The organism is Perlucidibaca aquatica, from assembly GCF_001676655.1.
Taxonomy (GTDB): Bacteria; Pseudomonadota; Gammaproteobacteria; order Pseudomonadales; family Moraxellaceae; genus Perlucidibaca; species Perlucidibaca aquatica.
Genome location: NZ_LZDB01000003.1, coordinates 25365 through 38995 on the forward strand (window position 1 = coordinate 25365; position 13631 = coordinate 38995).

At 55.4% G+C, this 13631-nt stretch carries 16 protein-coding genes; 6 read left to right on the forward strand and 10 right to left on the reverse strand.

What is annotated here, in order from left to right:
* Positions 1–3: 3 nt before the first annotated feature.
* From A8710_RS11325 to A8710_RS12500, 7 genes are all read right to left on the reverse strand, one after another.
* Positions 4–600, reverse strand: coding sequence for a malonic semialdehyde reductase (locus tag A8710_RS11325; RefSeq protein ID WP_068861063.1), 597 nt, complete (start codon positions 598–600; stop codon positions 4–6).
* A gap of 7 nt (positions 601–607) precedes the next feature.
* The gene (locus A8710_RS11330) at positions 608–1297 is read right to left on the reverse strand and encodes a pirin family protein (RefSeq protein ID WP_068860884.1); all 690 of its coding nucleotides are present in this window, start codon (positions 1295–1297) and stop codon (positions 608–610) included.
* 107 nt (positions 1298–1404) lie between these two features.
* On the reverse strand, positions 1405–1986 hold the full coding sequence (locus tag A8710_RS11335) for a 5'-methylthioadenosine/S-adenosylhomocysteine nucleosidase family protein (RefSeq protein ID WP_068860889.1): 582 nt from the start codon (positions 1984–1986) through the stop codon (positions 1405–1407).
* Between the two features lie 10 nt (positions 1987–1996).
* Entirely contained in the window at positions 1997–2530 is a 534-nt protein-coding gene (locus A8710_RS11340) for an adenine phosphoribosyltransferase (protein WP_068860890.1), read from the reverse strand.
* Positions 2531–2551: 21 nt separating this feature from the next.
* On the reverse strand, positions 2552–3676 hold the full coding sequence (locus A8710_RS11345) for a 5-(carboxyamino)imidazole ribonucleotide synthase (protein ID WP_068860892.1): 1125 nt from the start codon (positions 3674–3676) through the stop codon (positions 2552–2554).
* 15 nt (positions 3677–3691) lie between these two features.
* The gene (gene purE / locus A8710_RS11350) at positions 3692–4213 is read right to left on the reverse strand and encodes a 5-(carboxyamino)imidazole ribonucleotide mutase (RefSeq protein ID WP_068860895.1); all 522 of its coding nucleotides are present in this window, start codon (positions 4211–4213) and stop codon (positions 3692–3694) included.
* A gap of 44 nt (positions 4214–4257) precedes the next feature.
* Positions 4258–4386 carry a hypothetical protein gene (locus A8710_RS12500; RefSeq protein WP_264753544.1) on the reverse strand — a complete coding sequence of 43 codons (129 nt, stop codon included), beginning with the start codon at positions 4384–4386 and terminating at the stop codon, positions 4258–4260.
* 96 nt (positions 4387–4482) lie between these two features.
* On the opposite strand from A8710_RS12500, the gene A8710_RS11355 reads away from it, so the two are divergent.
* The 3 genes from A8710_RS11355 to crcB are packed head-to-tail and all read left to right on the forward strand — an operon-like array spanning position 4483 to position 6799.
* A complete protein-coding gene (locus A8710_RS11355) occupies positions 4483–5022 on the forward strand; it encodes a hypothetical protein (protein ID WP_068860897.1) in 540 nt (179 codons plus the stop codon).
* Between the two features lie 2 nt (positions 5023–5024).
* Complete coding sequence (mpl, locus tag A8710_RS11360) at positions 5025–6428, forward strand: UDP-N-acetylmuramate:L-alanyl-gamma-D-glutamyl-meso-diaminopimelate ligase (RefSeq protein ID WP_068860898.1); 1404 nt, start codon at positions 5025–5027, stop codon at positions 6426–6428.
* Entirely contained in the window at positions 6425–6799 is a 375-nt protein-coding gene (gene crcB / locus A8710_RS11365; RefSeq protein ID WP_068860900.1) for a fluoride efflux transporter CrcB, read from the forward strand. The genes mpl and crcB overlap by 4 nt, the downstream gene beginning before the upstream one ends.
* 33 nt (positions 6800–6832) lie before the next feature.
* Here crcB and A8710_RS11370 read toward each other — a convergent pair whose 3' ends face one another.
* Together A8710_RS11370 and ppnP are read right to left on the reverse strand one after the other, a co-directional pair.
* The gene (locus tag A8710_RS11370; RefSeq protein WP_068860902.1) at positions 6833–7564 is read right to left on the reverse strand and encodes a TerC family protein; all 732 of its coding nucleotides are present in this window, start codon (positions 7562–7564) and stop codon (positions 6833–6835) included.
* Positions 7565–7572: 8 nt separating this feature from the next.
* Entirely contained in the window at positions 7573–7884 is a 312-nt protein-coding gene (ppnP, locus tag A8710_RS11375) for a pyrimidine/purine nucleoside phosphorylase (RefSeq protein ID WP_068860904.1), read from the reverse strand.
* A gap of 159 nt (positions 7885–8043) precedes the next feature.
* Between ppnP and A8710_RS11380 the strand changes: the two genes are divergently transcribed.
* From A8710_RS11380 to A8710_RS11390, 3 genes are all read left to right on the forward strand, one after another.
* Entirely contained in the window at positions 8044–8700 is a 657-nt protein-coding gene (locus A8710_RS11380; RefSeq protein ID WP_157686408.1) for a C40 family peptidase, read from the forward strand.
* A 125-nt stretch (positions 8701–8825) separates the two neighbouring features.
* Complete coding sequence (locus A8710_RS11385) at positions 8826–10214, forward strand: PhoH family protein (RefSeq protein WP_068860908.1); 1389 nt, start codon at positions 8826–8828, stop codon at positions 10212–10214.
* Between the two features lie 207 nt (positions 10215–10421).
* Positions 10422–11600, forward strand: a complete 1179-nt coding sequence (locus A8710_RS11390) for a type III PLP-dependent enzyme (RefSeq protein ID WP_068860909.1) — start codon at positions 10422–10424, stop codon at positions 11598–11600.
* Positions 11601–11679: 79 nt separating this feature from the next.
* On the opposite strand, the gene A8710_RS11395 is transcribed toward A8710_RS11390, so the two are convergent.
* Positions 11680–13509 (reverse strand): monovalent cation:proton antiporter-2 (CPA2) family protein, encoded by a 1830-nt coding sequence (locus A8710_RS11395; protein ID WP_068860911.1) that lies wholly within the window; start codon positions 13507–13509, stop codon positions 11680–11682.
* Positions 13510–13631 lie beyond the last annotated feature (122 nt).

Here is a 13631-nt window from a genome sequence, read left to right on the forward strand (position 1 = left end):
GCCTCAGCAGATGCGGGCATACTCCGCAAAGTCGGGTCGGGGTGCGCGGGGGTGTAAGCGCGAGTGGTCACCATACCCGAGATTAATCAGTAAATTGGATTTGACAGACGTGTCTTTGAAAAAAGTTGCATCTACGCCTGCGGCATCAAATCCGGACATGGGGCCTACATCCAATCCTAATGACCGCGCAGCCAGCATGAAATAGGCGGCTTGTAAGCTGCTATTGCGCAGTGCAGTTTCCGCGATCAGCGCGTCATTTCCCGCGTACCAACTCCGGGCGTCGGCAAAGGGAAAGAGGCGGGGTAAATGCTCTGGGAAGTCATAGTCCATGCCGACGATCACGGTGACAGGTGCTGCCAAGGTCTGCTCAATATTGCCCGGCGCTAAGTGCGGTTTTAGCTGGGCTTTGGCTGCTTCGCTTTGCACGAAGACAAAGCGTGCGGGCAGGGCATTAGCCGCTGTTGGGCCTTGAATAGCCAGGGCATACAGCGCATTTAGCGTGTCTGCGCTCACAGGCGTATTGAGCCAGTGATGATGGGTGCGAGCCTCACGGAAAAGTTGGTCAAGGCTAGCGTTCGATAGGGCGGATAATGTCGTCATGGTCATCTCACGGTAGATCAAAGTAGAGGAATTCGCTGTCGTCTTCGGCCTGCAACGTCAGTTCAGTTTCATCGTGTATGGCGGCGCCATCACCGGCCATGAGCAGTTGCCCATTCACGCGTATACGGCCGGAGATGAGCTGAAGCCAGGCCTTGCGACCTTCATGAAGCGCTTGGCTCAGCTGCTCATGGGTAGACAGGATGCCGCGATAAATGCGGGCATCTTGGCGTATGGGTAGCGCCTCAGGAGCTTCGCCATCTGGGGCGACAATACAGGTCAGTCCTGATGTGCGCTCGAAGCTTTTTTGCGCATAGCGAGGAGCCAGGTCGCGGACATTCGGCTGCAGCCATATTTGCAGTAGCTCCACTGGCACATCGCCGCGATTCATTTCACTGTGCTCAATGCCGGTACCGGCGCTCATGAGTTGAAACTCGCCAGCGGTGATGTCGGCAATGTTGCCTAGGGTGTCGCGATGACTCAGTGTGCCGCTGAGAACATAGGTCAGAATTTCCATGTTGTCATGGCCATGCTGACCAAAGCCTGATTTGGCACGAACGATATCCTGGTTAATCACGCGCAGGACAGAGTGGCCCATGTGCTTGGCGTCGTAATACCCAGAAAATGAAAAGCTATAGCGCGCCTGAAGCCAGCCAAACTGGCCTTGGCCGCGCTCATCGCTAGGGCGACGTGTGATCATGACGACCTCCGGTTGGGTGTAGGAGGTCAGCTTAGTGGTCTGAGTGTTTCGTTTAAAGCCTCAATTAGACAACACATTGTTGCCAAAAATGATGCTAATGGGTCGGTTTAGCGGGCGTGCTCAGCCACGCACCGGTGGACAGCATCGGCTAATTGATCTGCGGCAAGGATGACCGCACTGGCCCAGTCGTTGGCCGCTTGACCGTCGGCACCATCGGTAATGAATTTGAGGCAGACAAAACGCTGTTGCTGCTGATGGCAGACTTTCGCCAGCGCATACGCCTCCATGTCGATGGTGTCGAGCGTGAGCTGTGGGTGAGCGGCCGTCACGAAGCTATCACCGGTGTAGCAGGTAACCTGTTGGAAGTCGGAGACCGGTAAGCCATTGCTCAGCACAATGGGGGCTTCGAAAGGGGTTTCGCCTAACGCGAAGCCCATGGCGGTGGCATCCATATCGCGCTGATGAAACTGAGTGGCTACAACCACTTGGCCCGCTGTTAGGGTGTGTGAACCTGCGGAGCCAGCGTTAATGACTAGGCTAGGCGTGTCGCCCTGCGCCAGTCGCTGCATGAGGGCAATGGCGGCATTCACCTTGCCCACGCCGGTATAGAGAATCTCAAAGCCCAGACTATCCAAACGGTTGTTAGCGTTTTCTTGCGCTAGGGCCAGTACCAAAAGCGGCTTGCTCATGCGGTTTGTCTCAATAAGTCCACAAAGATAAAGGGGCGTTGCCTTGGCATTGATAGTTGTTCAGCGCGGCTAGGTTGATCAATACCACAGCGCCACTAATGTCATGCCCAGCTTGAAGGCAAAGTGCTTCTGTGGCGCCTAAGGTGCCGCCGGTGGCTAACACATCGTCGATTAGCAGCACGCGGCGTGGACTCACGGTGGCATTCATTTCCAGCGTGTCTTCCCCATACTCCAGTGCATAGCGCTGACGGAACACGGGAGGAGGTAGCTTTCCGGGTTTGCGAACCATAATCACGCCCTTACCCAGCGCCTGAGCCAGACCGGCGGCGAGCAAAAAACCGCGAGATTCAATACCCACTAAAGCATCAATGCCATTCCATTGTTCCGGAGTGAGCAGTGCTTGCAGCGCTTGCACCGTAGCGCTGAAGTGTTCGGCTAGGAGCGGTGACATGTCACGAAACAGAATGCCGGGCTGAGGAAAGTCCGGCACTAGGGTGATCGCCGATTCAAGCTCGGCCAAGGACATTGGGGCGGCGCAATTCATTCAGGGGCTCCGCGCCAAGGCTTAGCGCGATAAGTTTAATGCCATGGGGTTGGGCAGCACTTCAGCCAATCGGCTCATGCGCATTTCAAGCTCTGGATACGAGTCGGCGGTGACGGTGATATGGCCTAGCTTCCGACCGTCGCGCTCACTTTTGCCATACAGGTGCAAGTGGGCATCGGTGACATTCAGCACATCATGGGCACTGGGGTGCTTGCCGATGATGTTGATCATGGCGCTGGGCTTTTCCGCACGGGTCGAGCCCAAAGGTAGGCCGGCCACGGCACGCACATGGTTTTCGAATTGCGAGCTGTGTGCGCCTTCAATGCTCCAGTGACCGGAGTTGTGCACACGTGGCGCAGTCTCGTTAGCCATCAAGCCGTGACGTGTTTCAAACAACTCCAGCGTGAGCACACCAACATGGCCGAGCTCGCGCAAAATCGACGAGATATAGCGCTCAGCGGTGAGCTGCGTATTTTCATCGAGATGGGGCGCGGGCACGATGGAGTGGCTGAGGATGCCGCCATGGTGATGGTTCTCTGCCAACGGATAAAATAGCGTAGCGCCGTCTTGGCCGCGCACGGCAATGATCGAGAGCTCACGCTTGAACTGAATAAACTCTTCGGCGATTAGCGGGACATGAGCGCCCAGTTTTTGCCAGCACGCAGAGATTTGCGTGGCATCACGCAGTAGGAACTGACCTTTGCCGTCATAACCTTCAGTGACGGTTTTCACCACGAGGGGTAGGCCCAGTGCGGCGACCGCATCGTTCAAGTCCGATTCAGCACGAATTTCGTGGTAGCGCGCCGAAGGAATATTTAACGCAGAAAACAGCTGTTTCTCGTTGAGACGATTTTGCGACACCGCCAAGGACTTCACCCCGGGATAAACCGGCTTGCTTTTGGCGATGGCCTCGACCCAGCCCGTGGGAATATTTTCAAACTCGTAGGTGAAGACATCGGCGCTATCAATAAACGCTTGCAGGCTGGCTTCGCTATAGGTGTCATCGCCAAAGCGTGGGCCTAATGCCGCAGAGGGGCAATCCACGGCTTTGTCGAAGAAGGCAAATGACAAGTTTAGCGGGTAGCCCGCCAACGCCATCATGCGACCAAGCTGGCCGCCGCCAAGTACACCAATGCGCAGACTCATGTCCGATTCCTCAAGTTATACGCCGGTCACGCCCGGAATAGGGTTGGCCAATACCGTGTCTGTCTGACGCGCACGGAAGGCTTCAATGGCTAGACGCAGCTTGGGATTATTCAGCGCCAAAATCTGTGTTGCCAACAGGGCCGCATTGATGGCGCCGGCTTTACCAATGGCGAGTGTGCCAACCGGAACACCACCTGGCATCTGAACAATCGATAACAAGGAGTCCAGGCCGTTCAGCGCTTGCGATTGCACTGGCACACCGAGCACGGGCAGTGACGTTTTGGCCGCGCACATGCCGGGCAAATGCGCTGCGCCGCCGGCCCCGGCGATGATGACCTGAATGCCACGGCCCATGGCTGCATCGGCGTAGGCAAAGAGCTTGTCGGGGGTGCGATGGGCGGAAACGACTTCGGCTTCGAACGCCACGCCTAAATCCCGCAAGGTATTGGCGGCATGTTCCATGGTGGCCCAATCGGATTGGGAGCCCATGATGATGCCAACGAGAGGCTGTTCACAGTTGTCGCGAGATGTGCTCATGGTGTCCGTGCCGAGTGGGTGGAAAACCGCGCATTTTCCAATAATCAGGCGGTCAGGGCAAGGCCAGTAATGGCAGAGGCGGCCGCGATGGCCAAGGTCAGCAAAAACAACAGGAAGAGAAAGCGCCAAAACGGCTTAAAGCTGGTCGGCATGGGTTCGCGTTCGAGGGGCATTAGACTAACTCCGGGGCATTTCTGTGCAAATCATCGAGTGACGGCGGCGCGGGTCTTTGCGAGAATCACGCGGCCTAATACTACGCAGAGTGTGTGATGAAAGCTGTTTTGTCGATGGGTTGGCAAGTGATCTGTTTTCGCGCGGGCCCCGATGCCCTGCCTTATGCACCGCGCTTATTACTGCCTTTAGTGGCGCTCAATTTATTGATTAGTTTTGCATTGCAAACGCTGGGCGGCGACAGCAATACCGATAAGCCGGTAGTGGCCCTATCTGCCATGGCCATGGGTGCCGAAGCCCTGTGGCTAGCGTTCCTGCTGCAGCGGCGCGAGTGGATCAATCGTTGGGTGCAGTCCTTTATGGCGTTAGTTTTGGTTGATACCTTAATTACGCTGATGGCCGCACCACTGGCCATGCTGTTAGCTCAAGGCGGCGGTGTCTTTATCACGCTGGCGGCGATGGTGCAGGTGGTCATGACCTTGTGGAGTCTGTCTGCACGCGGCTTTGTTTATCAGCACAGCTTGGATATTCCGCGTTGGAAAGGGGTATTGCTGGCATTAGTGCCTTTGTTTATTGTCATGCTGCTGACGCTGCAATTCTTCCCTGAACTCATCCCCGCGCCGCCGCAAGGAACTTGATCATGCACATTCATATTCTCGGCATCTGCGGTACGTTCATGGGCTCGCTGGCGGTACTGGCGAAGTCCTTAGGGCATCAAGTCAGCGGCAGTGATGCCAGTGTGTATCCGCCCATGAGCACGCAACTAGCGGCTCAGGGTATTGACCTTATGGAAGGTTATGCTGCCGAGCATCTTCAACCGCGCCCTGATCTGGTCATCATTGGTAACGCCATGAGTCGCGGTAACGCCGCGGTGGAATATGTTCTGAATGAAGGCATTGCCTATACCTCGGGGCCGGCGTGGTTGGCGCAACAGGTGCTGCAAGGCAAGCATGTGATTGGCGTTGCCGGCACGCACGGCAAAACCACCACGACCACTATGGTGGCTTGGGTGCTGGAGCAGGCCGGATTGCAGCCCGGCTTTTTAATTGGCGGCGTGCCGCAGGGGTTTGATGCCAGCGCCCGCTTGGGTGGCGGCCAATATTTTGTTGTGGAAGCAGATGAATACGACTCGGCTTTTTTCGATAAGCGCTCGAAGTTTGTTCATTACGCGCCGCGCACGGCTATTTTGAATAACCTTGAATTTGACCATGCCGATATTTTCGATGACCTCGCGGCCATCCAAAAGCAGTTTCATCACTTGGTTCGCACCGTGCCGGGCCAGGGCCAAATCCTGATGCCGGCCGATGAGCCGGCGCTTGATGAGGTGATTGCGAAAGGCTGCTGGACGCCGGTAGCCACGATGGCGTTGGTCATGTCTGGCCTAGCCCAAACGGGAGCGTCAGCGCCGGTCTGGCAAGCTGAGGCACTTACGCAAGATGGCTCCTCTTACGCGATCTGGCATCAAGGCCAATGCTATGGGTCAGTGAACTGGCCACTGACCGGCTTCCACAACGTCCGTAATGGCTTAGCTGCGATAGCAGCGGCGGCGCATGTGGGCGTTGAAGTCACGGTGGCGATTGCCGCGTTATCGGCGTTTCCCGGCGTTAAGCGTCGCATGGAGCAGCTTGGCATAGTGGATGGCGTGACCGTCTTTGACGACTTTGCTCATCACCCCACGGCGATCCGCACCACCTTAGAAGGCTTGCGAGGACGTGTAGGTCAGCAGCGCATTTGGGCCGTGATTGAGCCGCGCTCTAACACCATGCGCTTGGGTGCGCACAAGGACGGGCTGGCGGCTTCGGCGGCGGCAGCGGATCAGGTTATCTGGTATCAGCCCAGCGGTTTAGATTGGGATTTAGCTCCCGTCGTGGCGGATAGCCCTGTGCCCGCGCAAGTGGCGTCGGATGTGGCCGCCGTGGTGGCGCGCCTTGTTGCTGAGACTCGCCCCGGTGATGCGGTGGTGATTATGAGTAATGGCGGCTTTGGTGGCATTCATCAAAAACTACTGGCGGCCTTGCGGGAAAAATCCGGAGTAGTGGCGTGAATGCGCTGGCAGTAGCCGTTGGCGCGGCTATTGGGGCATTGATACGGTGGAGTTTGGGGCTAGGGCTTAATGCGATCTGGCCAGCATTGCCACTGGGTACCTTGGTGGCGAACTGGGTGGGGGCTTATTTAGTTGGGGTGCTGGCGGCGCTTATTAGCGTTGGCGCGGCGCTGTCAGAGCCTGTGCGGCTGCTGCTGATTACGGGCTTGTTGGGCGGCCTAACCACCTTTTCCACCTTCTCGATAGAGGCGGTAAGCCTGCTGCAGCGCCAGCTCTACGGGCCGGCTTTCTGGCACATCAGTTTGCATGTTGCGGGATCACTACTGCTGACCTTTGCTGGCTATGCCAGCGTGCAAGCGATACGGGGCTAGGCGCAAGGCCTGCCCCGTATCACTTAACCGCGATTACTTCAGCGCCCGACGCTTACGCATGCGGATGTTGAGTGCTTCAACAGCGACCGAGAATGCCATCGCGCCATACACATAGCCCTTGTCTACGTGCTGACCGAAGCCTTCCGCAATCAACAGCGTACCAACCAGAACCAAGAAGGCCAGTGCCAACACCTTAACGGAGGGGTGGGCATCAACAAAGTCACCAATCGGCTTGGCGGCAAACATCATCACAGCAACCGAGAGCATGATGGCGATGACCATGATTTCGACGTCTTGCGCCAGGCCCACGGCGGTAATGACCGAGTCTAGCGAGAACACAATATCAATGATCGCGATCTGAACAATGATGGCGGCAAAGTTCGAGCTCACCGCGGCGGCAGATGTGGTGGCCTGCGTTTCCGTGCTTTCACCCTCAACAGCGTCGAAGATTTCGGTAGCACTTTTCCACAGCAGGAAGAGGCCGCCGCCAATAAGAATTAAGTCTCGACCGGTGACGACGACATCGGCGACGGTAATTAAAGGCTCCGTTAAACGCATGACCCAGGTAATCGACAGCAACAAGGCGATACGCGACACCATGGCCAAGGCAAGGCCGAAATACCGAGCGGCGGCCCGCTTTGAGGCTTCCACTTTATTGACCAAAATCGTCAAGAAAATAATGTTGTCGATGCCCAGCACGATTTCGAGCAGGCTTAAGGTAGCAAGGGTGACCCACGCTTGCGGGTCGGCAATCCATTCAAACATAGCGGTTCTCAGGCAAAGTGGCAGACATAATCGAGGAGCTCCAGCGTTTCAATTTGAAAGCTGGAGTTACCGGGCACGCTAAACGATTGACCGGTGGCGTACTCCTGCCAAGTGCTTTCGCCGGCAAGCTGAACGCGGCAGCGACCGCCAATCACTTCCATGATTTCCGGTGCGCCGGTATTAAACGTTAACGAAGACGGGAAAATGACGCCGATAGTTTTCTTGCTGCCATCGGCAAACAAGACACTGTGACTGACACAGCGGCCATCGAAATACACATTGGACTTCTTCACTACGCTGACATTGTCGAACTGACTCATTGAAACGATTCCTGCGCACTGCGCTGCAACTGGGGTGTGCGGATTCTAGGGCGCATTGGCTTGGTAACCAAGACTTGTCATGCATCCGTCATAAAAACTTCATGGCTCTGACTTGGCCTCGCCGCAGGACTGTCATGCCGGCTGGTAACACTGCGCGTCATGAAAAGAACTGCATTGACCTTCTCGTGGCATGCGGCCGTGAATGATCCGGTTGTCATGCCGTCGCAGCCCTACGCCCAGTTGCGTGAGCAGCTAAAAACCGGCGACCTCGTGCTTTTCTCGGGACGATCGTGGGCCGCGCGCTTGGTGCGTGGTTTTACCGGCAGCCGCTGGTCACATGTTGGCTTGGTTGTGCGCTTGCCGGAGCACCCGCAAACACCACTGCTCTGGGAGGCTACACGAGCCAGTAAAGTCCAGGACATTGTTCAGGGCTGTGCCTTTGATGGGGTTCAGTTGGTGTCTCTGGACGATCGCGTAGCCGGATATCAGGGCTTGGTTGCCGTGCGTCGCTTACAGGGCGTGGTGACTGATGCGCAAGCGCGTCATCGCTTGGATGAGTTAATGCTGGCCTGGCAAGCAAAGCCCTACCGTAACTTTGTGCGCCAACACCTGAGCTTTTGGGTTAGGGGTGAGCAGGGCCTGGCCTTTCAGAAAGGAGGCTTCTGCAGTGAGCTGGTCGCGGAAGTTTATCGTCAGTGGCGGTTGCTGCCTGCAGATATGCCGGCGCGTAATTATGTGCCGCGAGACTTCGCGAGTGAGGCGGGTGTGGTGCTACTCAAGGGCGGATTATCGCCCGCCTGTCTGCTGTCTATTTAATTGTTGGATAAATGAGCGCCGTGGGCTTTTAAGCCTCAAGAGCTTGGAGTAGCTTAGGCCTTATGCGTTGACTGAGGCGCTAGCAAAAAGCGCTGCGACGCATCCCCCCCTTTGGAGGTTTGCGCATGACCGATCGCCCCGCAGATACCCGTCGCAAAGCCTACGTCCTTGATACCAACGTCCTGATTCACGACCCCAACGCCCTGCTGAACTTCGAAGAACACCAAATTCTTATTCCCATGACCGTGTTAGAGGAGCTGGATAAGCTCAAGTCCGGCAAGGCCTCCGTCTCTGCAGAGTGCCGTGCGGCTATCCGCATGATTGATCGTGTGCTGGGCTCGGCCGAGCCGGAGCAGATTCGGCAGGGTGTGCCGATTTGGCGCGATGCTGAGCGCAAGTACTTGGGCACGCTGTCGGTGCTGATGGATCAGCCTGAGGGTGGCGTACAGACCTTAGCGAACTCCCTCAACGACAACAAAATCATCAATCTCTTGGTGTCGCTGCAGGTAGCAGATCAGCAGACGCGTATCGTGTTAGTGACCAAGGACATCAACATGCGCTTAAAGGCGCGGGCCTGCGGGTTGGCGTCTGAGGACTACACCAACGACCAGTTGGTGTCGGATGTAAAGCAGCTCTCTAAAGGCTATGCCGAATTTGAAGGCTCATTTTGGGAGCGCTTCAGCGGGGTAGAAACCGTTCAGGCCATTGGCGAAACTCGGCATTATTTACGGCGTGAAGATTGGGATGCCCCCGTGTTCGCCAACCAATTTGTGGTGGATGAACAGGGCTTTATTGGACGCGTTCTGTCTGTCAGTGCCGAACAGATTGTGTTGCGTAATATGAGCCATGAGCGATTGATGAATCAGGAAGTGTGGGGGCTGCGGCCACACAATATTCATCAGGCCATGGCGCTGGATTTATTGCGCGATCCCTCGGTTCATTTGGTGTCATTAACGGGGCCGGCGGGATCGGGTAAGACGATTTTGGCGCTGGCAACGGCGATCGAGCAGAGCATTGAGGAAAAACGCTTTAATAAAATTATTGCAACGCGCTCCACCCCGCCGCTGGCGGAAGAGCACGGCTTTTTGCCAGGCACTGAAGAAGAAAAAATGGATCCGTGGCTGGGCGCCATTAGCGACAACATTGAAGCGCTGCATTTGCACGACGAAAGCCCCAAGGGCTCCATCGCCTATGTAAAGGAGCGCGCCAACATTCAATTTAAGGCACTTAACTACATTCGCGGTCGTAGCTTTCAACGTGCCCTGATTTTGATTGATGAATGTCAAAATCTCACGCCGCATCAAATGAAGGCCATTATTACTCGAGCCGGCGAGGGTTCGAAGGTGATTTGTCTGGGCAATTTGGCTCAGATTGATACGCCGTATCTGACGCCAACAAGTTCGGGATTAACCTATATGTGCGAGCGTTTTAAAGGCTTTGCTCATGGCGGTCATATCCAATTAGAGGGTTCGCCACGCTCGGTATTGGCCGAGTACGCGGAAAATAACCTGTAATGCGCTGGAAGGCGGGGGCAGAAATATTTTTCGGTAGCCCCCTGCATTCTTGATTGTGTCATCTTTTGGCTTTAACCTTCGCCGCGTCAGAGCCAGGGCGAACAAGCCGTCGAGCAGCGCAGCAACCTGACACCGAATGAGCCTCTAGTGACCGTTGTGCGACAGTCGAGCTAGGGGCTTTTGTCTTTTTCATGACCTTTGGGATATTTGCACATGCGCCTTTCTGACTACTGCTCCGATGCCGAGTGGGCGAAGATCAAAAAGCTGGCTGATGAGAAGGAAACGCCGTTTCTCGTCGTCGACCTCGAAATCATTAAACAAAAGTATGTTGAGTTAACAACCTGCTTTCCTGCCGCAAAAGTGCACTACGCGCTGAAGGCCAACCCGGGTCAGCCAGTGATTGAGCTGTTGCGCGACCTCGGTTCCAACTTTGACTGTGCGTCGAAGTTTGAGCTCAGCAAGGTGCTAGACAGTGGCGTTTCGCCGGACCGTGTGTCTTACGGCAACACCATTAAGAAGGCCGCACATGTGAAGTGGGCCTACGAGCAAGGCATCCGCCTGTTCGCCACCGACTCCAAAGCGGATTTGCAGAACATTGCGGAATACGCGCCCGGCTCGAAAATTTTCGTGCGTATCTTGGTAGAAGGCGGTGAGACCGCCGAATGGCCGCTGTCGCGTAAGTTCGGCTGCCACCCGGACATGGCCATTGATTTGCTGGTGCAGGCCAAGAACCAAGGCCTGATTCCTTACGGCATCTCCTTCCACGTCGGCTCGCAGCAGAAAGACATCGCGGTTTGGGATGCGGCGCTGTCGAAAGTGAAATACATGTTCGACTGGATGAAATTCGAAGAAGATGTGTCGCTGAAGATGATCAATCTCGGTGGCGGCTTCCCGGCCAACTACATTTCCGAAGTTAACCCGATTCAAGTTTATGCCGAAGAAATCAACCGCTACCTGCGCGATGACTACGGTGATGACGTGCCGGAAATCATTCTTGAGCCGGGTCGTTCGCTGGTGGGTGAGTCCGGTGTACTGGTATCGGAAGTGGTGCTGATTTCGCGCAAGTCGCGTACCGACTTGAAGCGCTGGGTCTACACTGATGTTGGTTTGTTCCAAGGCCTCATGGAAACCATGGGCGAGTCGATCAAGTACCCGATCTACACGGAAAAGATGGACGAGCATGGCAACCAGGAAGGCAGTGTGGTGCTTGCCGGCCCGACCTGCGACTCCACCGATATCATGTACGAGAATGTTGGCTACCACCTGCCGCTGAGCTTGGCGCCGCGCGATCGCCTGTACTGGATGACCACGGGTGCGTACACGAACTCGTATAGCTCGGTAGAGTTCAACGGCTTCCCGCCGCTGCAAACCTTCTATGTGAAGTAAGCTGTCGGTGAGATGAAAGAGGCCCGCCATGAGCGGGCCTTTTTTTGCATTAAAATTCGTACAGTTAAGTCGCTACTGACTAATCCTTAGGTGGCTCTGAAGGGGTTACTGAGGGTGGTTCAGAAGGAGCCTCTTTTGTCTTTTTGGCCGCCCGACTATCACTCTCAAAGAGCCCCTCTAATTCACGCATGGCCTGTTTGGCGCTCTCCACCAATGCCGATTCGTTCTTGTAAATCGCTTGCTGTCTTAGCATGAGTTGATCGTCATACTCTCTAAATCGGTTAACGCTCAGGTCAGCACTAACCTTGTTAAAACCAATGTTAATTAAGACATCTCTGGCCATTTCTAAGCTGGTACCCAAGGTTTCACGATGCACCACATTAATGCCGAGATCCATGAGTCGATAGGCATGCATGCGATCGCGAGCTCGCGCGAAGATTGGTAGTTTAGGGAAGTAGTGGCGAACGATTTGCGCCGTGCGTAGCGACTCTTCAACATCGTCGATGGCGAGTACCATTAGTTTTGCTTTTGCAGCGCCAGCGGCCTCTAGCAATGCCAAATTATCGAGCTTGCCGTAGAAGACGGGATTTCCGAATCGACGCACAAAGTCGACTTGGCGTGCGCTGCTTTCCAAGGCGACGAACTGAATTCGATGGACGCGCAAAACGCGGGCGATGATTTGTCCGACACGACCAAAGCCGGCAATGATGACCTCATGCTCTGGCATGTCCTCGAGTGAATCAAACTTGCGTTCTTCGCGCCCATTCCAATGCGTTTCCAGAACATGCTCTAAGAGCCAAAAACCAATAGGTGTTAATGCCATCGAGAGCGTGACAATGAGTACGAGGCTCTCGCCTAAGGTGGATGACATCAGCCCGAGGCCGACAGCGCTGGTAAACACAATAAATGCAAACTCCCCACCTTGCGGAAGCGTGACGCCTAGGCGAATAGAGGTTTGCAGGTCGTTGCCATGCCAGCGCCCTAAGAGACCCAATATTAGTCCCTTAGCAAGCATCAAGCCGAGTGCGCCCAAAATGATCCACTGGGGCTTTTCGGTTAACAGGGGCAGGTTGGCGGTCATGCCCACCGACATAAAGAATAGACCGAGCAAGAGCCCTTTAAACGGTTGGATTTGAGCTTCTAGTTCGTGTCGATATTCACTGTCGGCTAGCAACATTCCCGCCAAGAATGCGCCTAGCGACATGGAGAGATGGATGGAGTCCATCAGCCAAGTCACGCCCACGATAATGAAGAGCGCGGTACCTGTGAACAGCTCGGGTGTATGACTGTTTGCGATGAAGCGGAAGGCGGGTCGCACGAGAAAGCGGCTGGCCAGAATAAGGCCGGCGAATGCCAATAGAACGGGGCCCCAATTGGGGATGTCGTGCTCTGCGGAACCACTTGTGGCCAGCAGCGGCATTAGCGCTAGCAAAGGGATTACGGCCAAATCTTGAAAAAGCAAAATAGCAAACGCTTGTCGGCCATGACGGGCGCTTAGCTGATTTTTTTCGGCCAGTAACTGAAGGGCAAACGCCGTTGAGGACATCGCCAGACCCGCACCGGCGATGAGGCTGACCGTTGGGCTTTCGCCCCATAGCCAGAGTATGCCGCCGAGCAACACGGTGGTAACGACCACCTGGAGGCCACCCAGGCCAAAAACAGAGCGCCTTAGTACCCATAGTCGACTGGGCTCTAGCTCTAGTCCGATTAAAAACAGCAGCATGGCCACGCCGTATTCAGCAATTTCGACCACGACGGTCGTATTCTCGATGAAGCCGGAGACATGTGGCCCAATCAAAATGCCGGCAAGTAAATAGCCGATGACCGCCGGCAGGCCGCTGCGCTTGGCCAGTGGCACCACAATGAGTGCAATGCCCAAAAGAAAAGCGATGGATTCAATACCGTGCATAGTGACTGTTTCTCCTCAGGCTTGATTTGTATCACAGCATGCAAAGAAACGGATGACGGCTGACGCAACTTGGCGATGGTCTGAGCGCCCAAGTGCGCTGACTGACGCTATAATGCGCAGCA

Bases quoted from the DNA above. Each gene is read 5' to 3' on its own strand.
- A8710_RS11325 (WP_068861063.1), bottom strand. From the start codon at position 600: ATGACGACATTATCCGCCCTATCGAACGCTAGCCTTGACCAACTTTTC.
- A8710_RS11330 (WP_068860884.1), bottom strand. From the start codon at position 1,297: ATGATCACACGTCGCCCTAGCGATGAGCGCGGCCAAGGCCAGTTTGGC.
- A8710_RS11335 (WP_068860889.1), bottom strand. From the start codon at position 1,986: ATGAGCAAGCCGCTTTTGGTACTGGCCCTAGCGCAAGAAAACGCTAAC.
- A8710_RS11340 (WP_068860890.1), bottom strand. From the start codon at position 2,530: ATGAATTGCGCCGCCCCAATGTCCTTGGCCGAGCTTGAATCGGCGATC.
- A8710_RS11345 (WP_068860892.1), bottom strand. From the start codon at position 3,676: ATGAGTCTGCGCATTGGTGTACTTGGCGGCGGCCAGCTTGGTCGCATG.
- purE (WP_068860895.1), bottom strand. From the start codon at position 4,213: ATGAGCACATCTCGCGACAACTGTGAACAGCCTCTCGTTGGCATCATC.
- A8710_RS12500 (WP_264753544.1), bottom strand. From the start codon at position 4,386: ATGCCCCTCGAACGCGAACCCATGCCGACCAGCTTTAAGCCGTTTTGG.
- A8710_RS11355 (WP_068860897.1), top strand. From the start codon at position 4,483: ATGAAAGCTGTTTTGTCGATGGGTTGGCAAGTGATCTGTTTTCGCGCG.
- mpl (WP_068860898.1), top strand. From the start codon at position 5,025: ATGCACATTCATATTCTCGGCATCTGCGGTACGTTCATGGGCTCGCTG.
- A8710_RS11370 (WP_068860902.1), bottom strand. From the start codon at position 7,564: ATGTTTGAATGGATTGCCGACCCGCAAGCGTGGGTCACCCTTGCTACC.
- ppnP (WP_068860904.1), bottom strand. From the start codon at position 7,884: ATGAGTCAGTTCGACAATGTCAGCGTAGTGAAGAAGTCCAATGTGTAT.
- A8710_RS11380 (WP_157686408.1), top strand. From the start codon at position 8,044: ATGAAAAGAACTGCATTGACCTTCTCGTGGCATGCGGCCGTGAATGAT.
- A8710_RS11385 (WP_068860908.1), top strand. From the start codon at position 8,826: ATGACCGATCGCCCCGCAGATACCCGTCGCAAAGCCTACGTCCTTGAT.
- A8710_RS11395 (WP_068860911.1), bottom strand. From the start codon at position 13,509: ATGCACGGTATTGAATCCATCGCTTTTCTTTTGGGCATTGCACTCATT.